General features: G+C 61.0%; 20 protein-coding genes. 16 read left to right on the top strand and 4 right to left on the bottom strand.

The window, feature by feature from the left end:
* Positions 1-16 precede the first annotated feature (16 nt).
* The 3 genes from rplQ to eccB all read left to right on the top strand — a co-directional run bounded on the left by rplQ (position 17) and on the right by eccB (position 2,900).
* Positions 17-511, top strand: a complete 495-nt coding sequence (gene rplQ, locus ABZS45_RS08395; protein WP_412099441.1) for a 50S ribosomal protein L17 — start codon at positions 17-19, stop codon at positions 509-511.
* 213 nt (positions 512-724) lie between these two features.
* Positions 725-1,585: a tRNA pseudouridine(38-40) synthase TruA gene (truA, locus tag ABZS45_RS08390; protein ID WP_412099440.1), complete on the top strand. Its 861-nt coding sequence runs from the start codon at positions 725-727 to the stop codon at positions 1,583-1,585.
* Between the two features lie 55 nt (positions 1,586-1,640).
* Positions 1,641-2,900 (top strand): type VII secretion protein EccB, encoded by a 1,260-nt coding sequence (eccB, locus tag ABZS45_RS08385; RefSeq protein WP_412099439.1) that lies wholly within the window; start codon positions 1,641-1,643, stop codon positions 2,898-2,900.
* On the opposite strand, the gene ABZS45_RS08380 is transcribed toward eccB, so the two are convergent.
* Both ABZS45_RS08380 and eccD read right to left on the bottom strand, forming a co-directional pair.
* A complete protein-coding gene (locus tag ABZS45_RS08380; RefSeq protein WP_412099438.1) occupies positions 2,860-4,035 on the bottom strand; it encodes a S8 family serine peptidase in 1,176 nt (391 codons plus the stop codon). The genes eccB and ABZS45_RS08380 overlap by 41 nt on opposite strands.
* Positions 4,032-5,168, bottom strand: coding sequence for a type VII secretion integral membrane protein EccD (eccD, locus tag ABZS45_RS08375; RefSeq protein ID WP_412099437.1), 1,137 nt, complete (start codon positions 5,166-5,168; stop codon positions 4,032-4,034). The genes ABZS45_RS08380 and eccD overlap by 4 nt, the downstream gene beginning before the upstream one ends.
* Before the next feature lie 323 nt (positions 5,169-5,491).
* Here eccD and eccCa point away from each other — a divergent pair, with 323 nt between their 5' ends.
* The 6 genes from eccCa to rpsI all read left to right on the top strand — a co-directional run bounded on the left by eccCa (position 5,492) and on the right by rpsI (position 12,618).
* Positions 5,492-9,220 (top strand): type VII secretion protein EccCa, encoded by a 3,729-nt coding sequence (gene eccCa, locus ABZS45_RS08370; protein ID WP_412099436.1) that lies wholly within the window; start codon positions 5,492-5,494, stop codon positions 9,218-9,220.
* Positions 9,217-10,347, top strand: a complete 1,131-nt coding sequence (locus tag ABZS45_RS08365; protein ID WP_412099435.1) for a type VII secretion-associated protein — start codon at positions 9,217-9,219, stop codon at positions 10,345-10,347. Before eccCa ends, ABZS45_RS08365 begins: the two co-directional genes overlap by 4 nt.
* A 179-nt stretch (positions 10,348-10,526) precedes the next feature.
* Positions 10,527-10,844 (top strand): WXG100 family type VII secretion target, encoded by a 318-nt coding sequence (locus ABZS45_RS08360; RefSeq protein WP_010189512.1) that lies wholly within the window; start codon positions 10,527-10,529, stop codon positions 10,842-10,844.
* 70 nt (positions 10,845-10,914) lie between these two features.
* The gene (locus tag ABZS45_RS08355; protein WP_412099434.1) at positions 10,915-11,202 is read left to right on the top strand and encodes a WXG100 family type VII secretion target; all 288 of its coding nucleotides are present in this window, start codon (positions 10,915-10,917) and stop codon (positions 11,200-11,202) included.
* A gap of 436 nt (positions 11,203-11,638) precedes the next feature.
* Positions 11,639-12,082 carry a 50S ribosomal protein L13 gene (gene rplM / locus ABZS45_RS08350; protein WP_010189505.1) on the top strand — a complete coding sequence of 148 codons (444 nt, stop codon included), beginning with the start codon at positions 11,639-11,641 and terminating at the stop codon, positions 12,080-12,082.
* Positions 12,082-12,618 carry a 30S ribosomal protein S9 gene (gene rpsI, locus ABZS45_RS08345; RefSeq protein WP_070644433.1) on the top strand — a complete coding sequence of 179 codons (537 nt, stop codon included), beginning with the start codon at positions 12,082-12,084 and terminating at the stop codon, positions 12,616-12,618. The genes rplM and rpsI overlap by 1 nt, the downstream gene beginning before the upstream one ends.
* A gap of 183 nt (positions 12,619-12,801) precedes the next feature.
* Here rpsI and ABZS45_RS08340 read toward each other — a convergent pair whose 3' ends face one another.
* On the bottom strand, positions 12,802-14,721 hold the full coding sequence (locus ABZS45_RS08340) for a BCCT family transporter (protein WP_412099433.1): 1,920 nt from the start codon (positions 14,719-14,721) through the stop codon (positions 12,802-12,804).
* A 198-nt stretch (positions 14,722-14,919) separates the two neighbouring features.
* Here ABZS45_RS08340 and glmM point away from each other — a divergent pair, with 198 nt between their 5' ends.
* The 5 genes from glmM (at position 14,920) to ABZS45_RS08315 (ending at position 18,876) form a co-directional block, all read left to right on the top strand.
* Positions 14,920-16,263: a phosphoglucosamine mutase gene (gene glmM / locus ABZS45_RS08335; protein WP_412099432.1), complete on the top strand. Its 1,344-nt coding sequence runs from the start codon at positions 14,920-14,922 to the stop codon at positions 16,261-16,263.
* Between the two features lie 139 nt (positions 16,264-16,402).
* Positions 16,403-16,714, top strand: coding sequence for a hypothetical protein (locus tag ABZS45_RS08330; RefSeq protein WP_412099431.1), 312 nt, complete (start codon positions 16,403-16,405; stop codon positions 16,712-16,714).
* Complete coding sequence (locus tag ABZS45_RS08325; protein ID WP_412099430.1) at positions 16,714-18,300, top strand: zinc metalloprotease; 1,587 nt, start codon at positions 16,714-16,716, stop codon at positions 18,298-18,300. Before ABZS45_RS08330 ends, ABZS45_RS08325 begins: the two co-directional genes overlap by 1 nt.
* A complete protein-coding gene (locus ABZS45_RS08320) occupies positions 18,300-18,557 on the top strand; it encodes a hypothetical protein (RefSeq protein ID WP_412099429.1) in 258 nt (85 codons plus the stop codon). The genes ABZS45_RS08325 and ABZS45_RS08320 overlap by 1 nt, the downstream gene beginning before the upstream one ends.
* 100 nt (positions 18,558-18,657) lie before the next feature.
* Entirely contained in the window at positions 18,658-18,876 is a 219-nt protein-coding gene (locus ABZS45_RS08315; RefSeq protein ID WP_412099428.1) for a PLDc N-terminal domain-containing protein, read from the top strand.
* Between the two features lie 70 nt (positions 18,877-18,946).
* Here ABZS45_RS08315 and ABZS45_RS08310 read toward each other — a convergent pair whose 3' ends face one another.
* Positions 18,947-19,768: a dienelactone hydrolase family protein gene (locus ABZS45_RS08310; RefSeq protein ID WP_412099427.1), complete on the bottom strand. Its 822-nt coding sequence runs from the start codon at positions 19,766-19,768 to the stop codon at positions 18,947-18,949.
* A 227-nt stretch (positions 19,769-19,995) separates the two neighbouring features.
* On the opposite strand from ABZS45_RS08310, the gene ABZS45_RS08305 reads away from it, so the two are divergent.
* Positions 19,996-21,957: a PTS mannitol transporter subunit IICBA gene (locus tag ABZS45_RS08305; protein WP_412099426.1), complete on the top strand. Its 1,962-nt coding sequence runs from the start codon at positions 19,996-19,998 to the stop codon at positions 21,955-21,957.
* The gene (locus ABZS45_RS08300) at positions 21,957-23,135 is read left to right on the top strand and encodes a mannitol-1-phosphate 5-dehydrogenase (RefSeq protein ID WP_412099425.1); all 1,179 of its coding nucleotides are present in this window, start codon (positions 21,957-21,959) and stop codon (positions 23,133-23,135) included. The genes ABZS45_RS08305 and ABZS45_RS08300 overlap by 1 nt, the downstream gene beginning before the upstream one ends.
* Positions 23,136-23,142 lie beyond the last annotated feature (7 nt).

Here is a 23,142-nt window from a genome sequence, read left to right as displayed (position 1 = left end):
ACACGAGGAGTACATAATGCCTACCCCCAAGAAGGGTCCGCGTCTCGGCGGCTCCGCCAGCCAGCAGAAGCACCTGCTGAGCAACATGGCTGCGAGCCTGATCGAGCACGGCGCAATCAAGACCACCGATGCCAAGGCGAAGGTTCTTCGTCCGTACATCGAGAAGATCATCACCAAGGCGAAGGCCGGCACCGTTGCTGACCGTCGCGCAGTTCTCAAGCTCATCCCGCACAAGGATGTTGTTGCCTACCTCTTTGATGAGCTGGCACCGAAGTTCGAGAACCGTGAGGGTGGCTACACCCGCATCATCAAGCTGGAGAACCGCTCCGGCGATAACGCCCCGATGTCCCAGATCTCCCTCGTTCTCGAGGAGACCGTGACCTCCGAGGCTAACCGCGCTACCCGCGCTGCTGCCTCCAAGCAGGCCGAGGAAGCTAAGGCTGAAGAGGCCGAGGCTGAGTCCGCTAAGGCTGAAGAGGCTGAGGCTGAGGAGACCACCGAGGAGAAGTAATTCTTCTTTAGGTCTTTAAAGGGCCCGCGCTCACCACTGTGGTGGGACGCGGGCCTCTGTCGTCTTCTACGGGCCCCGGCGCAGGTGCACTGGATGAAGTACCGTTTTAACAAATAAGGGTCCAAAAATTGCAGTTTTCAGGCCACTATTTGTTAAAACGGACCACCGACGCAGTCTGCACGTCGCTTCGGGTGCACGGTATCATCAACCCCCATGAGTGAAAGCGTTCGCCTGCGACTGGACTTGGCCTATGACGGCACCGACTTCCATGGTTGGGCTCGGCAGAAAGGTGGGCTTCGCACGGTGCAGCAGACCGTGGAGGAGAAACTGAGCATGGTGCTGCGCCACCCCGTGGAGCTCACCGTGGCCGGGCGGACCGACGCGGGCGTGCATGCCAGCGGTCAGGTGGCTCACTTCGACACCACCCGTGAGGCGCTGAGCCAACGGAGCATCGACGGCCAGCCGCACAAGCTGGTCAGGCGGCTGGCCAAGCTGCTGCCCGTCGACGTCCGTGTGCACGTCTGCACCGAAGTATCGCCCGATTTTGATGCACGCTTTTCGGCGCTACGCCGCCACTATGTCTACCGCATTACGACGCATCCGCGCGGGGCACTGCCGACCCGCGCTCGCGATACCGCGACCTGGTTCAAACCGGTGGACCTGGATCTGATGCAGGCAGCCGCCGACAGGCTGGTAGGCCTCAACGATTTCGTAGCCTTCTGCAAGGCCAAGCCGCACGCAACCACCATCCGTGAGCTGCTGGCCTTTGAGTGGAGGGATGTCTCCACGCCGGCCGAGCCGCAGCTTTATGAGGCGCACGTGAGCGCCGATGCTTTTTGCTGGTCCATGGTGCGCTGTCTCGTAGGCTGCTGCTTGCGGGTGGGCGAAGGCTCCCGCGACGTGGATTTCGCAGACCAGATGCTTAAAGAGACCAGCAGGTCTTCCCAGATTCCCCTCGCCCCGGCAGCGGGTTTGAGCCTAGTCGGCGTGGACTATCCCGATGCGGACCAGTTAGCCGCGCGCGCGGAGATGACCCGCAGCCGTCGCGCTGCAGAAGATACCGGGTTAGGTTAATCTAGAACATACTGCGCCGTGGGAGGGTGGCGCACTGATTCGGGGGAGGATTCTCATGGCACGCGCGTTGCCTACTACCAAGGCCCAGGTGTCTGGGCACAAGTTTCTACTGCGTCGCCTCGAGCACGGCCTGGTCTTCGGGGATATCCGCATGATTCATGATCCGCTAAAGCGACGGCGTCGCGCCTTGCTCGGCGGGGTGGCCGCTGTGGCCTTTTTGAGTCTCGGATCGGGGCTCATCGCGTGGATGCAGCCGGACCCGCAGCCAGGGGATGCACCCGTGGTGCGTTCTTCTGAGGGGCAGCTCTTAGCGCTAGTGAATGGCACTTATCATCCGGTGGCCAACCTGGCTTCGGCCAGACTCATCGCCAACGAACCGGTCGAAGCGCAGGCCGCCGGCGAAAACTTCCTGGAGCAGATGCACCTGGGCACACCGCTGGGAATTGCGGATGCGCCTAACCTCCTGGGCACGGCGATGGGGGAGGAGTCAGACTGGTCGGCCTGTTTGGAGGAATCTACGCAGGGCGAGAATTGGCAGTCCAGCAGCCACGTCGGCATCGTCACCGTGGTGGCGCACCATGCCGTTCCTACCTTCGATGCGGAGCACGCCGCCGTGGTGGAATCCGCGGGAACGCAGTGGCTGCTGACGGGGCAGGGGCGCGTCGTGTTGCCTGAGGCTACGAGCACGCAGGGCAGGGTCTTGCGCCGCGCGTTGGGGATGACTGCAGAAACCGCTGTATGGACCATGCCCGTGGAATTGCTCAACGCCTTCACAGAGCTGGAGCCGCTGAGCTTTCCAGCCGCGCCGCCTGAGATCCTCGACACCGGCGAGCAGTTGTGGGCGCGCACGGAGCAGGGTGTTTTCTCCATCACGCCCACCCAGGCGGAGATGCTCGTCGGCGTGGGCGCTCAGCGCCTGCCCGCACCGGCACAAGAGGTGGCCGCGCTGGGCGACGTCCCACCGACCTTCAACCTGCCCACCACCCGCGTGGACTTCCTGTCTCCTGAGCAAGGCTGGTTGTGTGCGACACACGAACAGGGTGCTGGCACGCTGCGGCCGGTGGCGGCCACGGTGGACCTGCCGGGAGATTCGCCCGCGCACCGTTTCGCCGGACTCCAAGCTGGCGTGGGCGTGGATAACGGGCACGGTTATCACGTGGTGTCCGCCACTGGCAGACGCCACGAGCTGGCTGGTGCCGCGGAGCTGAGAGCGCTGGGCGTGGAGGAACCGGAGCAGGTGCCGTGGGAGATCCTGCGCCTGTTGCCGGAAGGCTCTACCTTAAGCCGCGCGGAGGCCTTAAAGGCTGAGCACTGAAAACCGCCACGAGGATGAGCAAGCCTAAGGCCCCGAGGAGCAAACGCACCTGTGACCAGGACGTGTCTTTCGATGCCGCCGCTGGTGCGACCGCTATCGAGCGATCCTTACGGGAATCGCTCGGGGGCCGATAGGTCACCGCAGTGAGGGGATCCACCACCCCGTGCCCGGGTTCGGCCGAATCAATAATGCGCTGGCGCAGCTGTGCCGGGGAGTCCCCGGGGTATCGCTGCACCAGCAAAGCGAGAGTACCGCTGACCAGCGGCGCGGCAAAGGAGGTGCCTTGAAAGGTAGCGTCGCCTTTTCCCGTGGCCCAGCCGCCGCCGGGTTCCAGCGCAAGAGGGACGCTTCCTTCCGCGCTGAGGGGCGCGTCGATGGAGTACTCCGCGAGGTCATGCGGCGTAGCTAAGGCGCCGACCGCGAGGACGGTTTCGGCTTCCGCGGGAAAGACCACGTCATCCTTTTCGCAACCGCCAGCCGTGGCGTTTCCCGACGCCGCCACGACCACCGCCCCAGCCTCTTCTGCACGGCGAAGCGCCGCATCCACACCAGCGCGGTCCACCCTTGCCGCGGCATCCTGCGGAACGCAGGAGACCACGGAGACGTTGATGACCTTTGCGTCTGCGTTAACAGCATCCTCGATGGCGGCAGCCAGGCTGGCCAGTGTGCCGGAGCCAGCTCGTTCAGCTTCACTGCTCTCTGCTGCTGGAGCCCGGTAATGCGAACTGGTCTGCCGGATGGAGTAGATTTCCGCATCCGGAGCCACGCCGAGTTCCTTACCTGCGATGACGCCGGCCACCACCGTTCCGTGCAGGTCACAATCCCGCAGCGGGTCTGGTTCCTCCGGGGTTACGAAGTCCGCTCCTGGTGATACGTGCAGCTGTGGGTGGGCGGCCACCCCAGTGTCGATGACCGCGACCTTCACCCCGGCACCCGTGGCAAAGGAATGCAACCGCGTACGATACCCCGAGTACTGCGCCGAGGGCTGTGGTCCTGCCGGAGCCCGCGTGGCTACTGCACAGGCGGTATCCGGTTCGCGGGCAGCAGCTACCGGCCCGGGCAACATGCAGGAACCCCAAGCCAGGACGGCGCCAAGGGCTGTGCTGGCAGCGCTGATTCTGTTTAGAGCTGTCATGCTCCCAACCCCCGAATGAACTCGAAGAGCCCGGCCAGGTGCGCGGCGAGCGGCAGGCAAGCGGCGAGCGCGAGTGCCTCGGCCCGCTCGAACCACACGATGGTAGTTGGCTCAATCTGCTGTAGTTTGCCTGCCCACACCGGTACTGAAAGCATGGCCACCACGATGACACCCGCGATCACGCTGAGCACCCACGTTCCCATAGTCGGGGCACTAAGCAGCTGCCACTCGCGCAGAGGTACCGCCTCCGCGGCACTAGCCGCGGCCAGGCCATAGATACCCAGTGCCCACGCCGCAATGGGCCGGGCATGGCGTGCCGCATGCACGATGACTGCTCCGGCGATGCTCACGCATAATGCCTGGGAAGCAACCACGGTTGCGTCCGCGTGAGCGTTGAGCGCGACGAGAAAGATGGAAGGAATGCCCGCCAGCGTGCAGCCCACCGCTATACCTTCGTAGGCCTGCCCGGCGCGCCGGGCTTTGAGTGAGTTATCCGTGGGATCCTCATCCGAGATGCTCAAGTCCTGCCCGGCGGTGGGCAGTTGCGGCACTCGGAGGCCAGCAAGCCGCGTGGTCAGCAGGGGAGAGGCCGCGAGCAAGACCACAGTGGAGGCAAGCAACGGGCCGGGGCCAAGCACACCGACGAGCGCGAGCAGGCACCACGTGGCGGCACTTGCCCGAGCACGTAATCCGCCAATACGCACCACGTGGGAGAGCACCGCCACAGCGCCCACGGCCGCCGCAGCACCCACGAGTGGTGCGGCCGGAATCACGGTTCCGGCTGGGCCAGTAGCGACAGGTGAACCAGTGGACAGCGCCCCCGCCAGACCAGCAGCAACGTGGGCGGTCGCAAGCAGAGAACCGCGCCGGGTCCACGCCGCGAGCACGAGGCCGAGGAGTGCAGCGGCGGCGCAGCCAATCGAGGGAGATAGGGCGGCGGCGAGCAAGGCTCCGACGGCGATAAGCCCTGCCACGCCCCAGAACTCGGCTAGACCAGACAGCTGCGTGGTCGAGGCCTCGGCAGCGAGTGCCTCCGCGGCATCCCGCACGATAGGCGCCGGTGTCGGCGCATCTGGGCTGAGCACCAGTATGGAGCCGTCTTCCAAATTGGTGCGGTCGAGTGGCGTGGTCATCGATATGGTCTTGCCCGCCGCGGTGGTGGCGCGCCAGAGGATGGGGGCCGGGGGACGTCGACAAGCACGAGCAATTCTCCCAGCACCTCCCCGACGCTGGAAGAAAGCGGTAGCGATACATCTGCTTCTTTGCGGGTCTGTCCTGCATGGATGCGGACGGTGACGTGAATGGAATGCGCAAGTGCGCGAGTCATGGAAAGTACCTCCCCCGAAAAATTTTTCTGGGCAACCCCTTGCCCATTGCCTCACATTGTGGCTTACTGGTGGCACGCTGTCCACCGCTTAAGGAGGCGGTGGAGTACTTCGGGGGGAAGGACTTTGACATGCGCGTACCTACACGCGTCGTTGGCACTGGGGTGGTGGCCTATCGGGAGCCAGCACCACCGTTGCCGCAGGGCAGCATTGACGCCGAGGCGGTGCCGGAGGCGGCTCGCACGCAACCTGTGCCGCTCGTGCGCCTGCTCATGCCGCTGGTGATGATCGCGGCCATGCTGGGCATGGTGGCGCTTATGGTTCTCGGAGCGGGGGATGCACGACGGATCAGTCCCATGAGCCTCATGTTCCCGCTCATGATGTTGGCCAGCATGGCCATGATGTTTAACCCACAGGCAGGCGGGCAAGATCCGGATGAGACCCGCCGGACCTACTTGCGCCACCTCAAGGCGCTGCGGGAGGAAGCACTGGAGCGCGGGGCGGCGCAACGTGCGCACGAGGAACACCGCAACCCTGACCCTGAACAGCTTGGCGCGCTGATCCCCACCCCGCGGCTGTGGGAGCGGACGGCAGATGCCCCGGATGCCCTGGAAGTGCGGGTGGGGACGGGACCGATGGCCCTGTGTACTCCCATTAATGTGCCGGATTCGGGTGCGGCGGAAGACCTCGACCCGGTGTGCGCGGTGAGCCTGCGACAGACCGTGCGTGCGGTGGGAACCCTCGCGGATATGCCGGTGATCATCCAGCTGCAGGCCTTTCCCGTCGTCGGCCTGGCCGGTGAAGACGCCGCTGGGGTGGCCCGCGCGCTGCTGTTACACCTGGCGGTGCTGCATGGCCCGGAGACCGTGGGCATTGAGTATCACGGTGCGGAATGGGGATGGTTGAAGTGGCTGCCGCATTCCAAGGAGCCTGACCAGGCGCAGTTTCGTATCTGCGTCATGACGGAGGAACAAGGGCATAGCGTTGGTGTGCTGCACAGTGACGCGCTGGGGGATAGCCCCACAACCACCATCGCAGTGGGGGTGACACCCCATTCGCCGCTGGGCCGCCGCGCCGAGGAAGAGGGCATCTACCTGCGGGCGGAAAGCACGCTCTCCGTGGTTACTGCCGCGGGCGAGGAGGAGCTGGGAAGCTGCGCGCTTGTCGACGTCCCCACGGCCCTCCTCCACGCCCGCACCCTCGCGCCCTATCACCGCCCCTTCGGTGGCGATGTCGCATCCACGCCGCGGCACGGCCGCAATGCGGATGTGCCCTCGTTACTGGGCTTCCGGGATGTAGATGCGCTCCAAGCCTCCGGCATGTGGCAGGGGCGCAGCCCTGCTGAGCGGCTGTGCGTGCCCATCGGTGTCGACGAGTCTGGGCACGCTCTGATGCTTGACCTAAAGGAGTCCGCGCAGGGCGGGATGGGGCCGCATGGGTTATGCATTGGTGCTACAGGCAGCGGAAAATCGGAATTACTTCGAACGCTTGTCGTAGCGCTGGCCGCCACGCACAGCCCGGAGGAACTCAACCTCGTACTCGTTGACTTCAAAGGTGGCGCCACCTTCTTGGGCTGTGAGGAACTGCCGCACACCTCCGCCGTGATTACCAACCTGGAAGAAGAATCCACCCTGGTGGAGCGAATGTACGATGCCATCTCCGGCGAGATGAACCGCCGCCAGGAGCTGCTGCGCAAGGCAGGAAATTTTGCCAACGTGGGCGAATTCAACGCCTCCGCTGCCGCGGTGGCGGAGCACGGGCCGCTGCCGGCGTTGGTCATCGTGGTGGATGAGTTTTCGGAGCTGTTGGGGCAGCACCCGGACTTCGCTGAACTCTTCGTCGCGGTGGGAAGGCTCGGCCGCTCGCTGCACGTGCACCTGTTGCTGGCCTCCCAGCGCTTGGAGGAAGGGCGCTTGCGGGGATTGGACTCACACCTGTCTTATCGCATTGGGTTGAAGACTTTCTCCGCCGGGGAATCCCGCCAGGTCCTCGGCGTGCCCGATGCTTATCACCTCCCCGCCCAGCCGGGAGCCGGCTACCTCAAAACGGATGCCGATGCCCCCACGCGCTTTCAGGCTTCTTATGTTTCTGGCCCGGTCACGCGCCGGGTAGTGCGTGATCATGTGGCCGAACATGCGCGGCATTCGGCACGCGTGGAGCTTTTTAGTGGGCATCGTACAGCGGAGGAGGACGCGGACTATACGGAGCTCGTGGATTCTTCGAGCACACTCCTGGACACAGTGGTGGCTGCCGCCCGGGAGGAAGCCTCCCAGCGCGGCCAGTCAGCGAGGCGAATCTGGTTGCCACCCTTGCCGCCCGTGGTGGAGCTATCCAGCGTTGCCGCTCTGCGCACGGATTCACTCAGCGCAGGCGGCGGGCTACGCGCGGAGGTGGGGCTTATTGATCGCCCTTATCACCAGCGTCAAGACCCGCTGCTCGTGGATTTCACGACGGGCGGTGGGCACCTCGCACTGTGCGGCGGACCGCAGTCAGGAAAATCGATGGCGCTGCGCAGTATCGCCTCCGGTATGGCCCTGTGGCATTCGCCGGACCAGGTGCGCTTTTATGTCATCGACCTAGGAGGCGGGCAGCTGCGGGTGTTGGACCGTTTGCCTCATGTAGCTGGGGTGGCCGGCCGTGAGGAACCGGAAAAGGTGCGGCGCATCGTCGATGAAGTCGCCGGCCTCGTGCGCCGCCCGGAAACTCGCCACACCTTTTTGATCGTGGACGGCTGGCACCACATCGGTACCTCCGGGGCAGACTTTGAGGACTTAGCTGAGCCGATTACCCAGTTGGTTGCTGACGGTGCCTCCGCCCGCGTTCACGTCTTGATTGCGGCGGCGCGGTGGACCAGTTTGCGGCCGTCGATTCGGGATCTCATCGCGGCCCGCCTGGAGCTTCGCTTGGGCGAAGCCATGGATTCCCTCATCGACCGCAAGGCGCAGCAGAAGTTGCCGGCAGCACCCGGGCGAGGGATTACTTTGGCAGGGGAAAACCTCCTTTTTGCAGCGACCTCACCGCAGGATATCGCTCATATCTGTGGCGTGCATGCGGATGCTGTTCCGGTCCCACCGGTGAAGATGCTGCCCGCTGTGCTCACCGAATTGCCTGAGCCGGAAGATGGTTCGTCATCAGACGGCGTGGCCTGGGGCATTGGTGGACCGGACCTGGAGGTCCTCGACTGGGATCCGGGCGTCCAGCCTCACCTCGTGTGCATTGGCTCTCAAGGCTCCGGCAAATCGCATTTTCTCAGCGTGATTCTCGCCGGAATCAGCCAGCTGAGTCGGGAGGAAGCCCGCCTGGTGGTCATCGATGAGCGCCGCGCGCATTTGGGGACGCTGGATGAGGAGATGGTTGCGGCCTATGGGGCGTCGGCAAGCGCGGCCACCCAAGCCATTCTCGATACGGTGCGCACCCTAGAGCAGCGCCTCCCCGGCGCCGACGTCACCCCTGCCCAGCTCGCTGCGCGGAGCTGGTGGCAGGGCCCAGATATTTACCTTGTCATCGATGACCTCGACCTCGTCAGCGAGATAGCGCTAGCACCTCTGCTGGAGCTCCTCCCGCACGCCCGCGATGTGGGGTTGCACCTGGTGCTCGCGCGCAAAGCAGGCGGCATTGGGCGCGCGATGTTTGGGCAGTTCCTCTCGGCGGTGCGGGACCTGCAGCCGGCGCTGCTGCTTCTCGACGCTGACCGTGACGAAGGCGCCATCTTCGGCATCAAACCGACGACATTGCCGCCCGGCCGCGGCCAATGGGTCGTCCGCGGCGTATCCCAAGGCTTGGCGCAGGTCTATGTGCCAAGCGCCGATAGTTCACATACCTCACTACAGACCACAAGCAACAAGGGAGAGAACCAATGACCACGACGCATACACTGCGAACCCCGACAACCGCGCCTGAGACCACGCTAGTTATTACGGTGCTCGATGCCGCCACGATTTATGAAGGCCCAGAGACGATCTATCGCTATGACCTGCCCGGCACTGGAATTGTCGAAGGCTGGGCGCTGGAGGCAGTCCTCGACCAAGCCGAAAAGGTCTGCGGGGCGGAATGGCCGGATATCAACGTTGATGTGGTGGCGGATCCCTCCGGAACGGAGGTCAGCGTCGAAGCCGTGAGTATTCTGCGCCGTCAGCTCGCTGGCGCGGGTGCGACCGTGCAGGAACCAGAACCATCGCCGCCGTCCGTGTCTGTTGCGGCTAGTGCTGCACCGTCTTCTTCCTGTTTGGTCGTGGGCACGCAGCACGAGGACCTTGGGGATGAGGACGCGGCGACTGCCGTGCTGTCCCGGCCTGGCCGCCGCGGGCGTTCGCACCGTGCGGCGCCATCGCGTTGGTCTGCTTTGTTGGGAGGTATCGATCCTTTCTACATTGCTATCGCGGTCATGGTGCTCGTAGTGGCCGGGGTGTCGTGGTGGACTGTCGGTCGCAAGGATGCGGCTGTGGCAGCGTCGACTCCTGATCAGGCAGTTGAAGGGGCATCCGCCGCCTCCGGCTCTTCGGGCACGGCCCCGAATCCCGACACGGAAGCACAGCCCGAGAGCTCTGCTGAGGGGACCGGAGCTGAGGAATCCGGAAGCAGGCAGCTGCGACCCGGTCAGCAGGCCATCGATGTGGAGGGAATGTCCCTGGTGCTTCCTCAAGGATTCCGCACCAGCGTGGAGGATGGTCTGGTCACCGCTGCCGGTGACGACCCCAACCTGCGCATCCTCTTGGCTGCTGATCCACTTTTCAATGTGCCTGTCGACGTTTTGTTCGCAGAGATCAAAGAGCAGATTGAATCCGACCCGGCCCTCCGTGATCCGGTAGAGGAGTCTGGGCGGTTGACTTATATCGAGGACCCCGGTGACGGCTCCCGGGTGACGTGGATGATGTGGGAAGACAAGGGCCATCAGATATCCGTGGGCTGTCACACCAAGTTTGAGCCCAATGTAGTGCAGAAGGCTGCCTGCCGAATGGCGGAAGAATCGCTGGTCAAGAAGGACTAAGCGGGAAAGTTCTGCGAATCTCAAAGAATCTGAAAAATAGCGGGAACCGATGAGCCACTAGCTCAGTCCAATAAGGGTGAGAAGGACACAGGGTGCTTCTCGGGGGAAAGAAACACACACCAATCCCTAGGAATAAGGGATACGCCCCAAGGTAGGGAACAAGACAGAAAGAGAAGGACATGACTCAAACGTTCCGCACAGAAGCCGACGTAATGGTGGCCACCGCTGGCCGCGTCGACTCCACCAACGACGAGGTACAGGGGGAACTCACCCGCCTGCAAGGTGTTGTGGACTCCGTCCGTGGCAGCTGGGCAGGCCGCGCGCAAGTTTCCTTTGACAACCTAATGCAGCGCTATAACTCCTCCGCGCAGCAGTTGCGTGAGGCGCTGACCGCCATCAGCGAGAACATCAGGGACAACGCCCGCAACTTTGATTCGGTCGAGGCTGATAACGCCCAGTCTTTCGAGAACGTTGGCGGCGCGGGCCTGGCCCTCTAAACACGAGCTGCTTTCACTGACTACTGCACACGCTGAATCACGCACGAACACAGAAGAGAAGGAACACGCAATGTCTGGAATCAAGTATCAGTTTGGCGCCATCGCCGGTGCCGCCGCCGACATCAACTCCACCTCCGGCCGCATCAACGGGCTCCTCGGTGACCTCAAGTCCACCCTGCAGCCGATGGTATCGACGTGGGAAGGAGAATCCGCTGCCGCATATAACGCGGCGCAGGCCAAGTGGGACAAGGCAGCCGCCGAGCTCAATACGGTGCTGGCGACCATCTCCACCACGGTTTCTCAGGGCAATGACAATATGAGCGACGTTAACCGTCGCGCTGCCGCTAGCTGGGGCTAAACCACTCCGACTGTAAGTCTTGAGCTGGGTGTGCGGACACTTTCTGCCTGACCATTCACCACCATGAGCAGTGAGCGGGAGGGAGGAAGGCGCGGAGGCTAGGGGAGTGGCGCAGAGAATGGAAGAGCTGGACGCGCCACCTTGACCCACACCACCCTCCGCCCACTCAGTAAAAGGCGCCGGTATCGCTTCTCATCAACGTTTCTGTCTCGAACCCCCACCCCGAATTAGCTGAGATGGAGGCGTTGGTGAGGGGCGATATCGGCGTTTTGGGTTTTTGATCCGCTGCGTACTAAAGTGAAACACCTATGTGTCCGCACCCTCGTTGAACGTTGGTGCGCGCGTGCTGCAGGTCTCCACCGGCCGCTGTATGTACCGCGTAGGGGCTTACATAGCGATGGCCGGCAGTTCCGAGACAGACTTTCAAGGAGTCATTTTGTCTACTTTCCACCCGAAGAGCGGTGACATCACCCGCAAGTGGTACGTCATCGACGCTACCGACGTGGTTCTGGGCAAGCTCGCTTCCACCGTGGCTGACATGCTGCGCGGCAAGCACAAGCCCCAGTACGCACCGAACGTTGATTGCGGCGACCACATCATCATCCTGAATGCGGACAAGATCCACATTTCCTCCAACAAGCGCGAGCGCGAGATGCGCTACCGCCACTCCGGTTACCCGGGCGGTCTGAAGTCCATGACCCTTGGTCAGTCCCTGGACGCCAACCCGGTCCGCGTTATCGAGGAAGCTGTAAAGGGCATGATGCCGCACAACAAGCTTTCCAACGCCTCCATCAAGAAGCTGCACGTTTTCGTGGGCGAGGAGCACCCGTACGCCGGCCAGAAGCCGGAAACCTTTGAGTTTAAGCAGGTGGCACAGTAATGACCGAGCAGAACATCGACAACAATGTAGCCGACGCTGCCGACATCGCTGCAGCAACCGCCGCTACCGAGGAGTTCACCAACACCATCGGTGATTCCCTGGCAACCGATACCGAGGCTGAGGTTGAGACCGCTGCCCCGGCTATCCACGAGGGCCCGATCCAGACCGTTGGTCGCCGTAAGCGCGCCATCGCTCGCGTTCGCCTCGTTGCTGGTTCCGGCAACATCTCCGTCAACGGCCGCGCCTTTGACGAGTACTTCCCGAACAAGCTGCACCAGCAGGACATCCTGCTGCCGCTGACCATCCTCGAGCGCGAGGGTCAGTTCGACATCAAGGTCACCGTCAACGGTGGTGGCCCGACCGGTCAGGCCGGCGCTCTGCGCCTGGCTATCGCCCGCGCACTGAACATCTACAACCCGGCTGACCGCCAGGCCCTCAAGAAGGCTGGCCTGCTCACCCGTGATGCTCGTGCCGTGGAGCGCAAGAAGGCTGGTCTGCACAAGGCACGTCGTGCCCCGCAGTACTCCAAGCGTTAATCTTCGCTTACTGCATTTTTCGAAAGCCGCTGCTTCCCTTTCGTGGAGGCGGCGGCTTTTGCCATGTATGGCAGTGCTGAGGTGTCTGAGGCGCTGCGTGCACACAAGAAACCCCGCCGCCCCTCGCAACCTTAGATGTGGTGTGAGGCGCAGGCGGGGGTGGCAGAGAATCACTCGACGAGGCTAATGGTCGTCCTGTGAATCCTTTTCTTGGCTCTCTGTAAAGTGTTCAAGTTCTGCTCGCTGTTGGTCACGTGTCCGAGCTTGGTCCGCAAGGTATTCATCCGTTGCCGATTCGGTGTACCACTCGTGGAGATAAGGATCATCGCTTTCAATGTCTGCTCCCGCACCTTGGCTTTCTGGAACCGCCGAAGAGCCGAAGATGAAGTCACCGTTGTGCTCCTGCAGGCCGTGTTCGACACCACGAGCAATGGCGGCGTATGCGTAGTTCTTGCGCATGATGAGAGGATCTCGTATGAGGTCTTTGCCCCAGGCGACCATGACTCCGATGAGGATGAAGGCAAAAGGCAGCGAGCACGACACCATTATTGACTGCAAACCGCTGAGAGCATCTTCGCCGGCAATCAACAGCAGCGCCAGAGAGATTCCTCCGAGTGCCGCTCCCCACATGACGGAAATCGGACGTGAAGGAACTGGGCGGCCGGATTGGGACATAGAGCCCATAACGTTTGTTGCAGAATCAGCTGCGGTATTGAAGAAGACAATCACGGCGATGAGGACAGCGACGGTGCTGATGCTAGACAGCGGCAGAGTCCTCATGACGTCGAACATGACGTTCTCACCAGAATCAATAATTTCGATTCCATTCCCGTCGAGATGAGTCTTGATAGCGGTGGCGCCAAAGATTACGTACCACAGCAGAGAAAGGGACGTCGGGACGAGCATGATGACGAGAACAAACTCACGGATAGTGCGGCCGCGCGAGATCTTTGCGATGAACATACCGACGAAAGGCGACCAAGAAATCCACCACGCCCAGTAGAGCATGGTCCACGCAGTAACGAATTCCTTCTCGATCTCGCCCTGCGAGGGTGCTACGGACATCATGTCCGCAAAGTTATTGAAGAATTGCAGTATCGATGCGGGGATCAAATCCAGGATGTATAGCGTCGGTCCAGTAAGGAGGACAAACAACCCTAAACCGACGACGAGGCCCATGTTGATATTCGAAAGAATGCGGATTCCGCGTTGGATTCCGGACATGGCCGAGAAAATGAAGACGACGGTGAGGATCGTAATGATGGCAATGATGGTGCCATCGCCTTCAAGTGGCTTTCCGGTGATGATCGATGTTCCCGTGCGAATCTGCAGTGCACCGATACCGAGGGAGGTGGCGGTGCCGAACAGCGTTACAAGGACTGAAAAGATGTCGACGACTTTGCCCACTGCTCGGTTATTGGAGTCAGGGGCCAGGGGCTCGAAAAGTGAGGAAATGAGGGGAAGGCGTCCGCGGCGGTATGCAGCATAAGCAAGTGAGCCGCCGACAAGAGCGTAGACCATCCACGGCAAGGTGGCTTGGTGGAGGATTGCTTGTGTGAAGGCCGGAAGGACCGCTGCCTCGCTGGCGGGTTCCACATCAGAAAGGTAGGGAGGTGGAGTTAAAAAGTGGGAAAGCGGTTCCATTGGCCCATAGAAGACCAGACCGATTCCCAGTCCGGCTGCGAACAACATGGCGATCCATGAAGAACGAGAAAAGTCAGGCTCCGAATCATCAGAACCGAGTTTGATCTTTCCCGTCGGGGCAATCGCAATCGACAGCAGAAATATGGTTGCTGCGATCATGACGATGGTGAACAGCCACCCAAAATTCTGCACGACCCACGACTGCAGGTTGCTTCCCGTAGCGGCCAGATTATCTGGTGCAATGACTGACCAGATAATGATGCCAATCGTTGCGGCCAAAGCGACGGCGAAGACCGTTTTGTTTGTCTTGAAATCGGCGCGGGTGTCCTCAACGCTGACGCCAGGAATGAGCGCGGGGTGGATCGAGCGCTCACCCGATGCGGCTTTAGCGATCGCGCTCCTTGTTCTGCTTGACGTAGTTGCAGGCGGTTGATCGCCTGCTATGTGTGAATCCTTCACGGGTATTCCTCTCTATGACACAAGAATGAGGTGTCGCATTGTTAATCGTTTCACATCAGCCCGGCGTCAGTGCGACTTAGATACACGAGCTTGGAGAACACTGGACGGGATTCTGCAACGAGGAACCGAAGGTTGCGGCTTGCTGAGGAGCGTCCCCAACATGCAAAAGGTGGTGCGTACCGTGCATAATGAACAATTATGACTCGACTTTTTGGAACCGATGGAGTTCGCGGTCTCGCGAATAAGAAGCTCACACCGATTCTCGCGCTGCGCTTAGGCCAGGCCGCGGCGGAGGTTTTTACTTCCGACCGTGAGTCCTATGAGCGCCGCCCTCTGGCGATTATCGGGCGTGACCCGCGTGTGTCGGGTGAGATGTTGGATGCAGCGATTGCTTCGGGCTTGGCATCGCGCGGCGTCGACGTCGTGCGTGTCGGTGTGCTGCCTACCCCGGCTATTGCGTTCCTTACCGATGATTTTGGGGCAGATCTCGGCGTGATGATCTCAGCTTCCCATAACCCGATGCCGGACAATGGCATCAAGTTCTTCTCCGCCGGCGGCAAGAAGTTGCCGGATGAGGTCGAAGACCGCATCCAGGCTGCTATGGACAATCTCACTGAAGATGGTCCGACTGCGACCAAGATTGGTCGTATTATTTCGGAGGCTCCCGACGGCCGCGAGCGCTACCTCAAGCACTTGGCGGAGGTCGTCACCACTGATCTCAGCGGCATCAAGGTTGTCGTCGACACTGCAAATGGTGCGGCTTCCAAGGTTGCACCGCAGGCCTATGAGGCTGCGGGCGCTGAGGTCATTGCCATTCACAACAAGCCCAACGCCTTCAACATCAATGAGGATTGCGGTTCGACGCACATTGAGAAGACACAGGAGGCCGTCGTCGAGCACGGCGCCGATCTGGGCCTCGCGCACGATGGTGACGCTGACCGCTGCCTAGCCGTGGATGCCGAAGGCAACGTCGTGGACGGTGACCAGATCATGGCGCTGCTCGCCGTAGGCATGAAGGAAGAAAACGATCTCCGCTTCAACACCCTGGTGGCCACCGTGATGTCGAACCTGGGTCTGAAGCTGGCGATGCAGGAGCAGGGCATCGAGGTCAGGGAAACCGCCGTGGGTGACCGCTACGTGCTGGAAGAGCTCAATCGCGGTGACTTCTCTTTGGGCGGTGAGCAGTCCGGCCACGTGGTGCTGCCGGATGATTGCACCACTGGTGATGGCACGCTGACCGGTTTGTCCATCATGGCGCGCATGGCTAAGTCCGGAAAGTCCCTCAAGGAGCTGGCCTCCGTGATGACGGTGCTGCCGCAGGTGCTCATTAACGTTCCGGTATCCGACAAGGCCGTCATCCTTAACGCCCCTGAGGTTAAGGAAGCTATCGCTGCTGCCGAGGCGGAGCTCGGTGATACCGGCCGTGTTCTGCTGCGCCCGTCCGGCACTGAGGAGCTCTTCCGAGTCATGGTTGAGGCTGCTGAAGAGGAGCAGGCGCGCAAGGTCGCAGGCAAGCTTGCGGCCGTCGTTGCTGCAGTTTAGCTCTACTCATTCCACCACAATCCCAGGCTTCTGCCCTGGGGTTTCGTGTTTTGTGGGGTGGTGTGGGAACCAAAGGGGATGTTTCTCAGTCCAATAAAGCAGGAATCACTGTTTGTTGTGGACGAGAAGGAGGGCGCATATGCCCGACGTATTTTTTGATGAGGATGAAGCCACGCGGCTTCTCGACGCCGTCGTGGACCAAACCCGTGCCCAAAGTGACGCGCACCGCGGGGATAGGCCGAACTTTCCCCAATCCTCCGCGGGGCGTGATTTCGGCGGGCACGGCGCACAGATTCAGACCCTGTTGAACCGGCTCCATGAACGCGGTGCGTGGCGGTTAGAGAATATATCGGCCACAGCGGATGCCGCGCGCGAACAACTGCGTGCTTTCGGGGACGTGGACCGCGGCCTCGCCGGGCAACTCGGTGACCAGGAAGCAGGGGTGAATTGATGTCCACGATGGTCAAGTCACTCTTGGGTGATTATTCACAAGCGGTGTCCCAGTTCCAGGCGGCAAGCCAAGGAGGCTATTCCGGGCCCAGCACGCCTATTGGCTTGTTGGGGGACATGGTGGGGTCGGTCGATGGGATTAACCCAGGCGACTTGGTTATGAACACTGCGTCGGCGATGGGTGCTCGCCGGCCAGGGCGCGGTGGTAACGGGTTGCGGGAATTCCTTCTCGGTACGGTTCTATCGCTGGCCGGGGGAGCGATCATGGATCATTTGCGCGGCGTGCAAGACGATTTCGAAAAGGAAAGGGACGAAGCCGATGATTTGGTGGAATCCGCGCAGCAGTGTTCGGATGCCATCGAAGATGTCGTTGATGTTTCTGATTCCGCGGTGGCAGAGCTTATCTCTGCTGTGATTCCACTGATTAACATCTTGACCATGTTGTTGCAGCGGCATCCTCTGGGAAAGGTCATCATCCCGGTGATATCGCGCATTGGTGGGGAGCTTATCGATCAGACGAATGACACCATCACGCAAACGTGCCGGGACCGCGATACCGCCATTGAGAATTGCTATGACGAGTTTGAACGGCGCTGCACCGAGGTGTGCGAGCGGGAGCTGCCGGAAACCCCACCAGAGCCCGAATGCGGCTGTGAGGAGAAGCCGAAAGAGTGCCCGCAACCTGAGCCTGAACCTTGTGCACCAGCCCAGCCTTCACCAGCTCCAGCCCCGTCCGCACCGTCTCAGCCTTCGTCGCCAGCTGCACCGCAGCAACCTGTAGAGCCGAAACCAGAAGCGCCGGTGACACCACCAGAAAAGACGGATCCCACCCAGCCCGCCGCGGTGCCTGAAGAAGAGTGCCTACCGGTGGAAGAGAAGTCACAGGCGGCGAAGCCGACTGAGCCGAGCCATGTGCCGACTGAGCCCGCTTCAACGGCACCAGAAGAGGAGCACACACCGTGCCGCTGCAATGCAGAAAAGGAAGCACAGTCGTGCGGGTGTGGTGGGCATCAGCGTGAAATAGGTACCACGAAGCCTGCAGATGCGGGGGTGGAGGTGCCCACCGAACCTGTCCAACAGGAAGTGATCGATTGCCCTGAAGAGCCAGTAGAAGGCGAGGACTGCGAGGAGCCACAGCTGACGCCAGCTTCGGGAGAAGGTGAGTGCAAGCCTGAAGAAGCCTGCTGTGGAAGCTTAGGCCTGCTTGGCATGGGCGTTGCCATTCTGGGGCTGGGTCTGTTGGCTGAGGCAGCTATGGACTTCGTGGAGAATCTGCCGGAGCCGGAGCCCGTACCGGAGCCTGTACCCGAGCCAGAACCGCAGCCAGAGCCCGAACCCTGCCCACCGCCTGCACCAGAGCCTGCTCCTGACAACGGTGTGACACCGCCACCGCCGGAGCTGAACAATGTTCCTGAGCCAGAGGCACCGCCAGAGAAGCTCGCACACATGCAAGCAGCGGAAGCGCCGGCGTCCGCACCTGAACCTGCGCCCACTCCACCTGCTGGGGCTGAGGCCAAACCAGAAATGCCCCCGCAAGAAAGTTCAGAAACCTCCTCCGTACACGCACGAAAGGCAGGGCAGTGGTAATGCCGCACAATGATTTCGACGAGTTCGCACGCGGATTCCGCGAGCGTACGGCCGCACGGCTGCTGGAATTTGAGAAGGCCATGGCTAAAGCACAGGACGAGCTGGAAAAGTCTGCGCAGCGAGCTGCCCAAGCCCAATCGCATACACAGCCACAGCGGCAGAGCCCAGCGCCCAAGGGCGGAGCCCATGGCCGAAACCAAGGGCAGGGGCGAAGCCGCCCCCGCGGCCAAGTACAATCAGTGCTCAGGCGCGGCTGATATGGAAACCGGAAAACATGTCGGTGTGCTAGCAGCCCCAGGTGTTACTGTGGCGTGAGTAGCCGCTGCACATATCAACCAAGGCTTGGGAGAAGACCGCATGACAGTTCCTTGGCTTTATGACGTCTTGTGGGGCGTTCTTCCCATCCTGTATCTCGCAGCAGCCTTGATTGTGATTGGCGTCGGGATAAAAAGTGAAAGCGATACGCCTCGAATAGCACTGTGGACGGCCGCTCAGCTGCTTCTCCCAGGAATTGGCCTTATCGCCTGGCTTCTCCTTGAAGTTCCCCGCTTAAAACGACTAAAGCAGGACGAATAAACGATCGTCCTGCTTTAGTCGGAGCACACGTGCGCCTTGCGGTGCTAGCTCGTCGAAACCTTTCCCGTCGCTAGAAACCCGCGCGCTTGGTGAGGTCCTCGCCGAGGAAGCTCTCGACGCCCTTGGCGGAGGCGTCGGCAGCCGCAAAGGCGTCATACTTGGATTCGCCAGCGAGGGTGGACAGGAAGAAGCCAGTGACAAGGCCGCGGGCAGTTTCGACTGCGGAACCTTGGAAGAAGCCGGAGCCAAGCGCCAACTTGAAGAGCTTGTCCTCGCTGAAGCCGGACTGCGTGCCCTTAGCAATTTCGCGGTAAGCCACCGGACCGCCCCAGGCGTTGGCTAGCTTCGCGGGATTACCGGCGCGGAAGATATCGTCCTGGCCTGCTCCGATAACGAGGCCGCGGGCCTGAACAGCGTGGGCGGCCTGAACTGCAGATGGGGAAGTATCAGCGGGGTAGAGGGCAGCGACGGCGCGCACCTTCGGGTTATCGACGGCAGCCAAGGTGGCTACGCCACCGCCCATGCCGTGGCCAAAGACACCCAGCTTGGAGGCGGACACCGAAATTTTGCCGGTTCCTAGCCTGACGCCAGCGGCGATCTGCAATGCCGATTCGAGGTCGGCAGCCAAGTTACGGTGCTTGGCAAAGACACCTGTCTCCGTATCGGGAGCAACCACCACGATGCCCCAGCTGGCCAAGTGGCGCAGGGTGGCGTGGTAGTCCTTAATGCTCTTCGTCCAATCGTGGGCAAACGCCACGGCGGGCAGACCTTTGCCCTCAACCGGGGTGTACACCTTGCCTTCCAGCCCTGCATAGGACAGGTCCCCGACGAGAACGCGGTGCGGGCCGCGCTTGGACAACGTACCGAGATGCTTCTTCAAATTCGCAGACACGCTTTACAGAATAGAGCAAAGACCACTCGGACAGGTGGAAAGGGCGCCAACAGCGGTACAAAAAGAGCGCAAAGCACCGGAGTGTGACAGGGGGCAAGTGTAGTTAGCACATGGTGGTGCACGCTATGTGAATAAGTCGATTAGTTATAGGATCAACACTTGTAAGTTCTACCCCCGTGCGCGGGCTTCGCGTGCGCGCACCCCAGCCGCTAGTAAGGACAACTCACATGGCTGAGACGCAACGAAATAAGGGCGGCGTACGAGTAGCCGTCCAAAAGTTTGGTACGTTCCTTTCATCGATGATCATGCCGAATATCGGCGCCTTCATCGCATGGGGAATTTTGACTGCCCTCTTTATCCCCGATGGGTTCTTCCCCAACGAGAAAATTAATACTTTGGTTGGTCCGATGGTGACCTACCTGCTGCCCATCCTCATCGCCTATACAGGTGGCAAGCTCGTCCACGAGGTTCGTGGTGGCGTTGTCGGTGCTATCGTCACGATGGGTGTCATTATGGGCACTTCCGCGCCGGAGTGGATTGGCGAAGATGGCCACGCCTCACCGATGTTCCTCGGCGCGATGATTTGTGGTCCGTTGGCTGCATGGTTGTTCAAGAAGCTGGAGACTTTGTGGGCGGGCAAGGTCCGACCCGGATTCGAGATGCTGGTGGACAACTTCTCCCTGGGTATTTTCGGCTTCGCAGGTGCCATTGCGTCGATGTACTTGCTGACACCGGTGATGAACTTCATCATGGATATTGCTGGTAAGGCCGTAGAATTCCTAGTTTCACACAATCTCCTGTGGCTGACCTCGGCACTCATTGAGCCGGCGAAGGTCTTCTTCCTAAACAACGCAATTAACCACGGTGTGCTCACCCCACTAGCTACCGATCAGGCTGCGCAGACCGGCAAGTCTGTTCTCTACCTGTTGGAGGCTAACCCCGGCCCGGGTCTCGGCATTCTCTTGGCCTTCATGGTCTTCGGTGCAGGCTCTGCGCGTGCGACCGCTCCGGGCGCGGCGCTGATCCATTTCTTCGGCGGTATTCATGAAATCTACTTCCCGTACGTCCTAATGCGCCCTCAGCTGCTCATCGCGGCTATTGGTGGCGGAATGACCGGTGTTGCGGTCAATACGATTATGGACGTCGGCCTGCGCTCCCCGGCCGCCCCAGGCTCCATCATTGCTATCTATGGCACCGTCGCTTCCGATTCTTACCTCGGCGTCACTATTGCCGTCGCCGCATCGGCAGCAGTGTCCTTCGCCATTGCGGCCCCGATTCTGAAGCTGACCAAGGGTGCAGACGATCTGGAGAAGGCCACGGCCGACATGGAAGCCATGAAGGGCAAGAAGTCCTCCGTGGCTGGTGCGCTTTCTGCAAAGTCTGCAGAGGATGCTCCGAAAATTCGCAACGTTGTCTTTGCCTGCGATGCCGGTATGGGCTCGTCTGCAATGGGTGCTTCAGTGCTCCGTAACAAGATCAAGGAGGCTGGGTTCGGCAACGTTGTGACCGTGACCAACTCTGCGATTAACAACCTCAAGGACGAGTACGATCTGGTCGTCGTCCACGAGGACTTGGCAGAGCGTGCAAAGCCTGCCACGCCGTCAGCACTACACGTAACCGTTGACAATTTCATGGCGTCGCCGCGCTACGACGAAGTAGTAGATCTCATCCGCAAGCAGCAGTCCGGAAATACAGCTGCGGCCACGGAGGCGGCAGTGCAGCGCGACATCGCCTCAGAAGAGTCTGAATCAGCTGGTAGCGAAGTTCTCAGCGCGGACACCATCGTGCTGGATGGTCACGCGTCCTCGCGCGACGAGGCTATCGACGCCGCTGGCGCACTGCTCGTTTCCGCAGGTGCCGTCGATCAGACATACGTCGATTCGATGCATGAGCGTGAAAAGTCTGTGTCTACCTTCATGGGTAATGGCCTGGCTATCCCGCACGGCACGAATGAGGCCAAAGATTCCATCAAGAAGTCTGCTGTCTCCTTTATCCGTCTTGATGAGCCCGTAGACTGGGGCGGCAAGCCCGCCACCTTCGTTGTCGGTATTGCTGGTGCAGATGGCTCCCATCTGAAGACCCTGGCCAAGATCGCCAAGATCTTTGGTAAGGCGGACACCGTGGAGCAGCTGGAAAACGCGACCACGAAGGAAGAAATTCTCGCAATCTTTGAAAAGGTGAACAAGTAATGACCACTAAGAAGGCACTCCATTTTGGCGCCGGCAACATTGGCCGCGGCTTCGTTGGTGTGATCCTGCACGAGGCTGGTTATGAGCTGGCTTTTGCGGATGTCGCTGCACCACTGATTGATTCCCTCAATGAGCTCGATTCCTACACGGTGCACGAGGTCGGCGCCGATGCGCGCGACGTCATCGTGACGGACTTTGCTGGTGTGAACTCGGCGGAAGACCTTGACGGTCTGTACACGCAGATTGTTGAGGCAGACCTCATCACCACCGCGGTGGGACCGACCGTCTTGGGACTCATTGCGCCGTCGATCGCGGAGGGCCTGAAGCGTCGTGCTGCGGCAGGCAAGGGCAAGGTTGCCGTGATGGCGTGTGAGAACGCTATCAACGCCACTGACGGCCTGGCAGAAGCAATTCGCACGACTTATCCGGACGCTGACCAGATTGCGTTCTTCCCCAACACTGCGGTGGACCGGATCGTTCCGAACCAAGAGCGACGCACGGGGGCTGAAGCCCTAGATGTCACCGTGGAGACCTACCACGAGTGGGCTGTCGAGTCCGCGCCCTTTACCGAGGCAGGGCTTGAGGTTCCCAAGATTGCGGGTATCACGTGGGTCGAGGATCTAGCGCCGTATATCACCCGCAAACTCTTTACCGTGAACACGGGCCACGCTGCCACTGCCTACTTTGGAAAGCAAGCAGGTATCACCGCCATTGCCGATGCGCTGTCGCGCGAGGATATCCAGTCGAAGGTCGCGGCCGTCCTAGCGGAAACCAAGCAGCTGATCGTGGAGAAGTTCAATTTCGATCCAGAGGTCCAGCAGGCCTACGTGGATAAGATTCTCACGCGTTTCCAGAATCCCGAACTGCCGGATACAACCGAACGCGTGGGACGTGCACCGCTGCGCAAGATTTCTCGAAATGAGCGCTTCATCGGCCCTGCCGCAGAATTGGCAGAGCGCGGATATGAAGCTACTGCGCTGGTCGGTGCAGTATCGGCAGCGCTCGACTTTGACGTGGCAGAAGACGCTGAGTCTGTCGAGCTCCAGAAGCGTCTTAAGGAGGCCGGTGATAGCCGTGAGGCAACGGACGCGCTGGTCACTGAACTCACGGGTATCGCCCCAGAGCATCCTTTGTTTGCAGAGCTGTCTCAGGCATTCGCCCGCAAGAACGTAAGGTAGGCTCAAT

Origin of the sequence: Corynebacterium aurimucosum, assembly GCF_046895345.1 — a bacterium.
Classification (GTDB): domain Bacteria; phylum Actinomycetota; class Actinomycetes; order Mycobacteriales; family Mycobacteriaceae; genus Corynebacterium; species Corynebacterium aurimucosum_G.
This window is presented reverse-complemented; position numbering and strand designations above follow the sequence as displayed.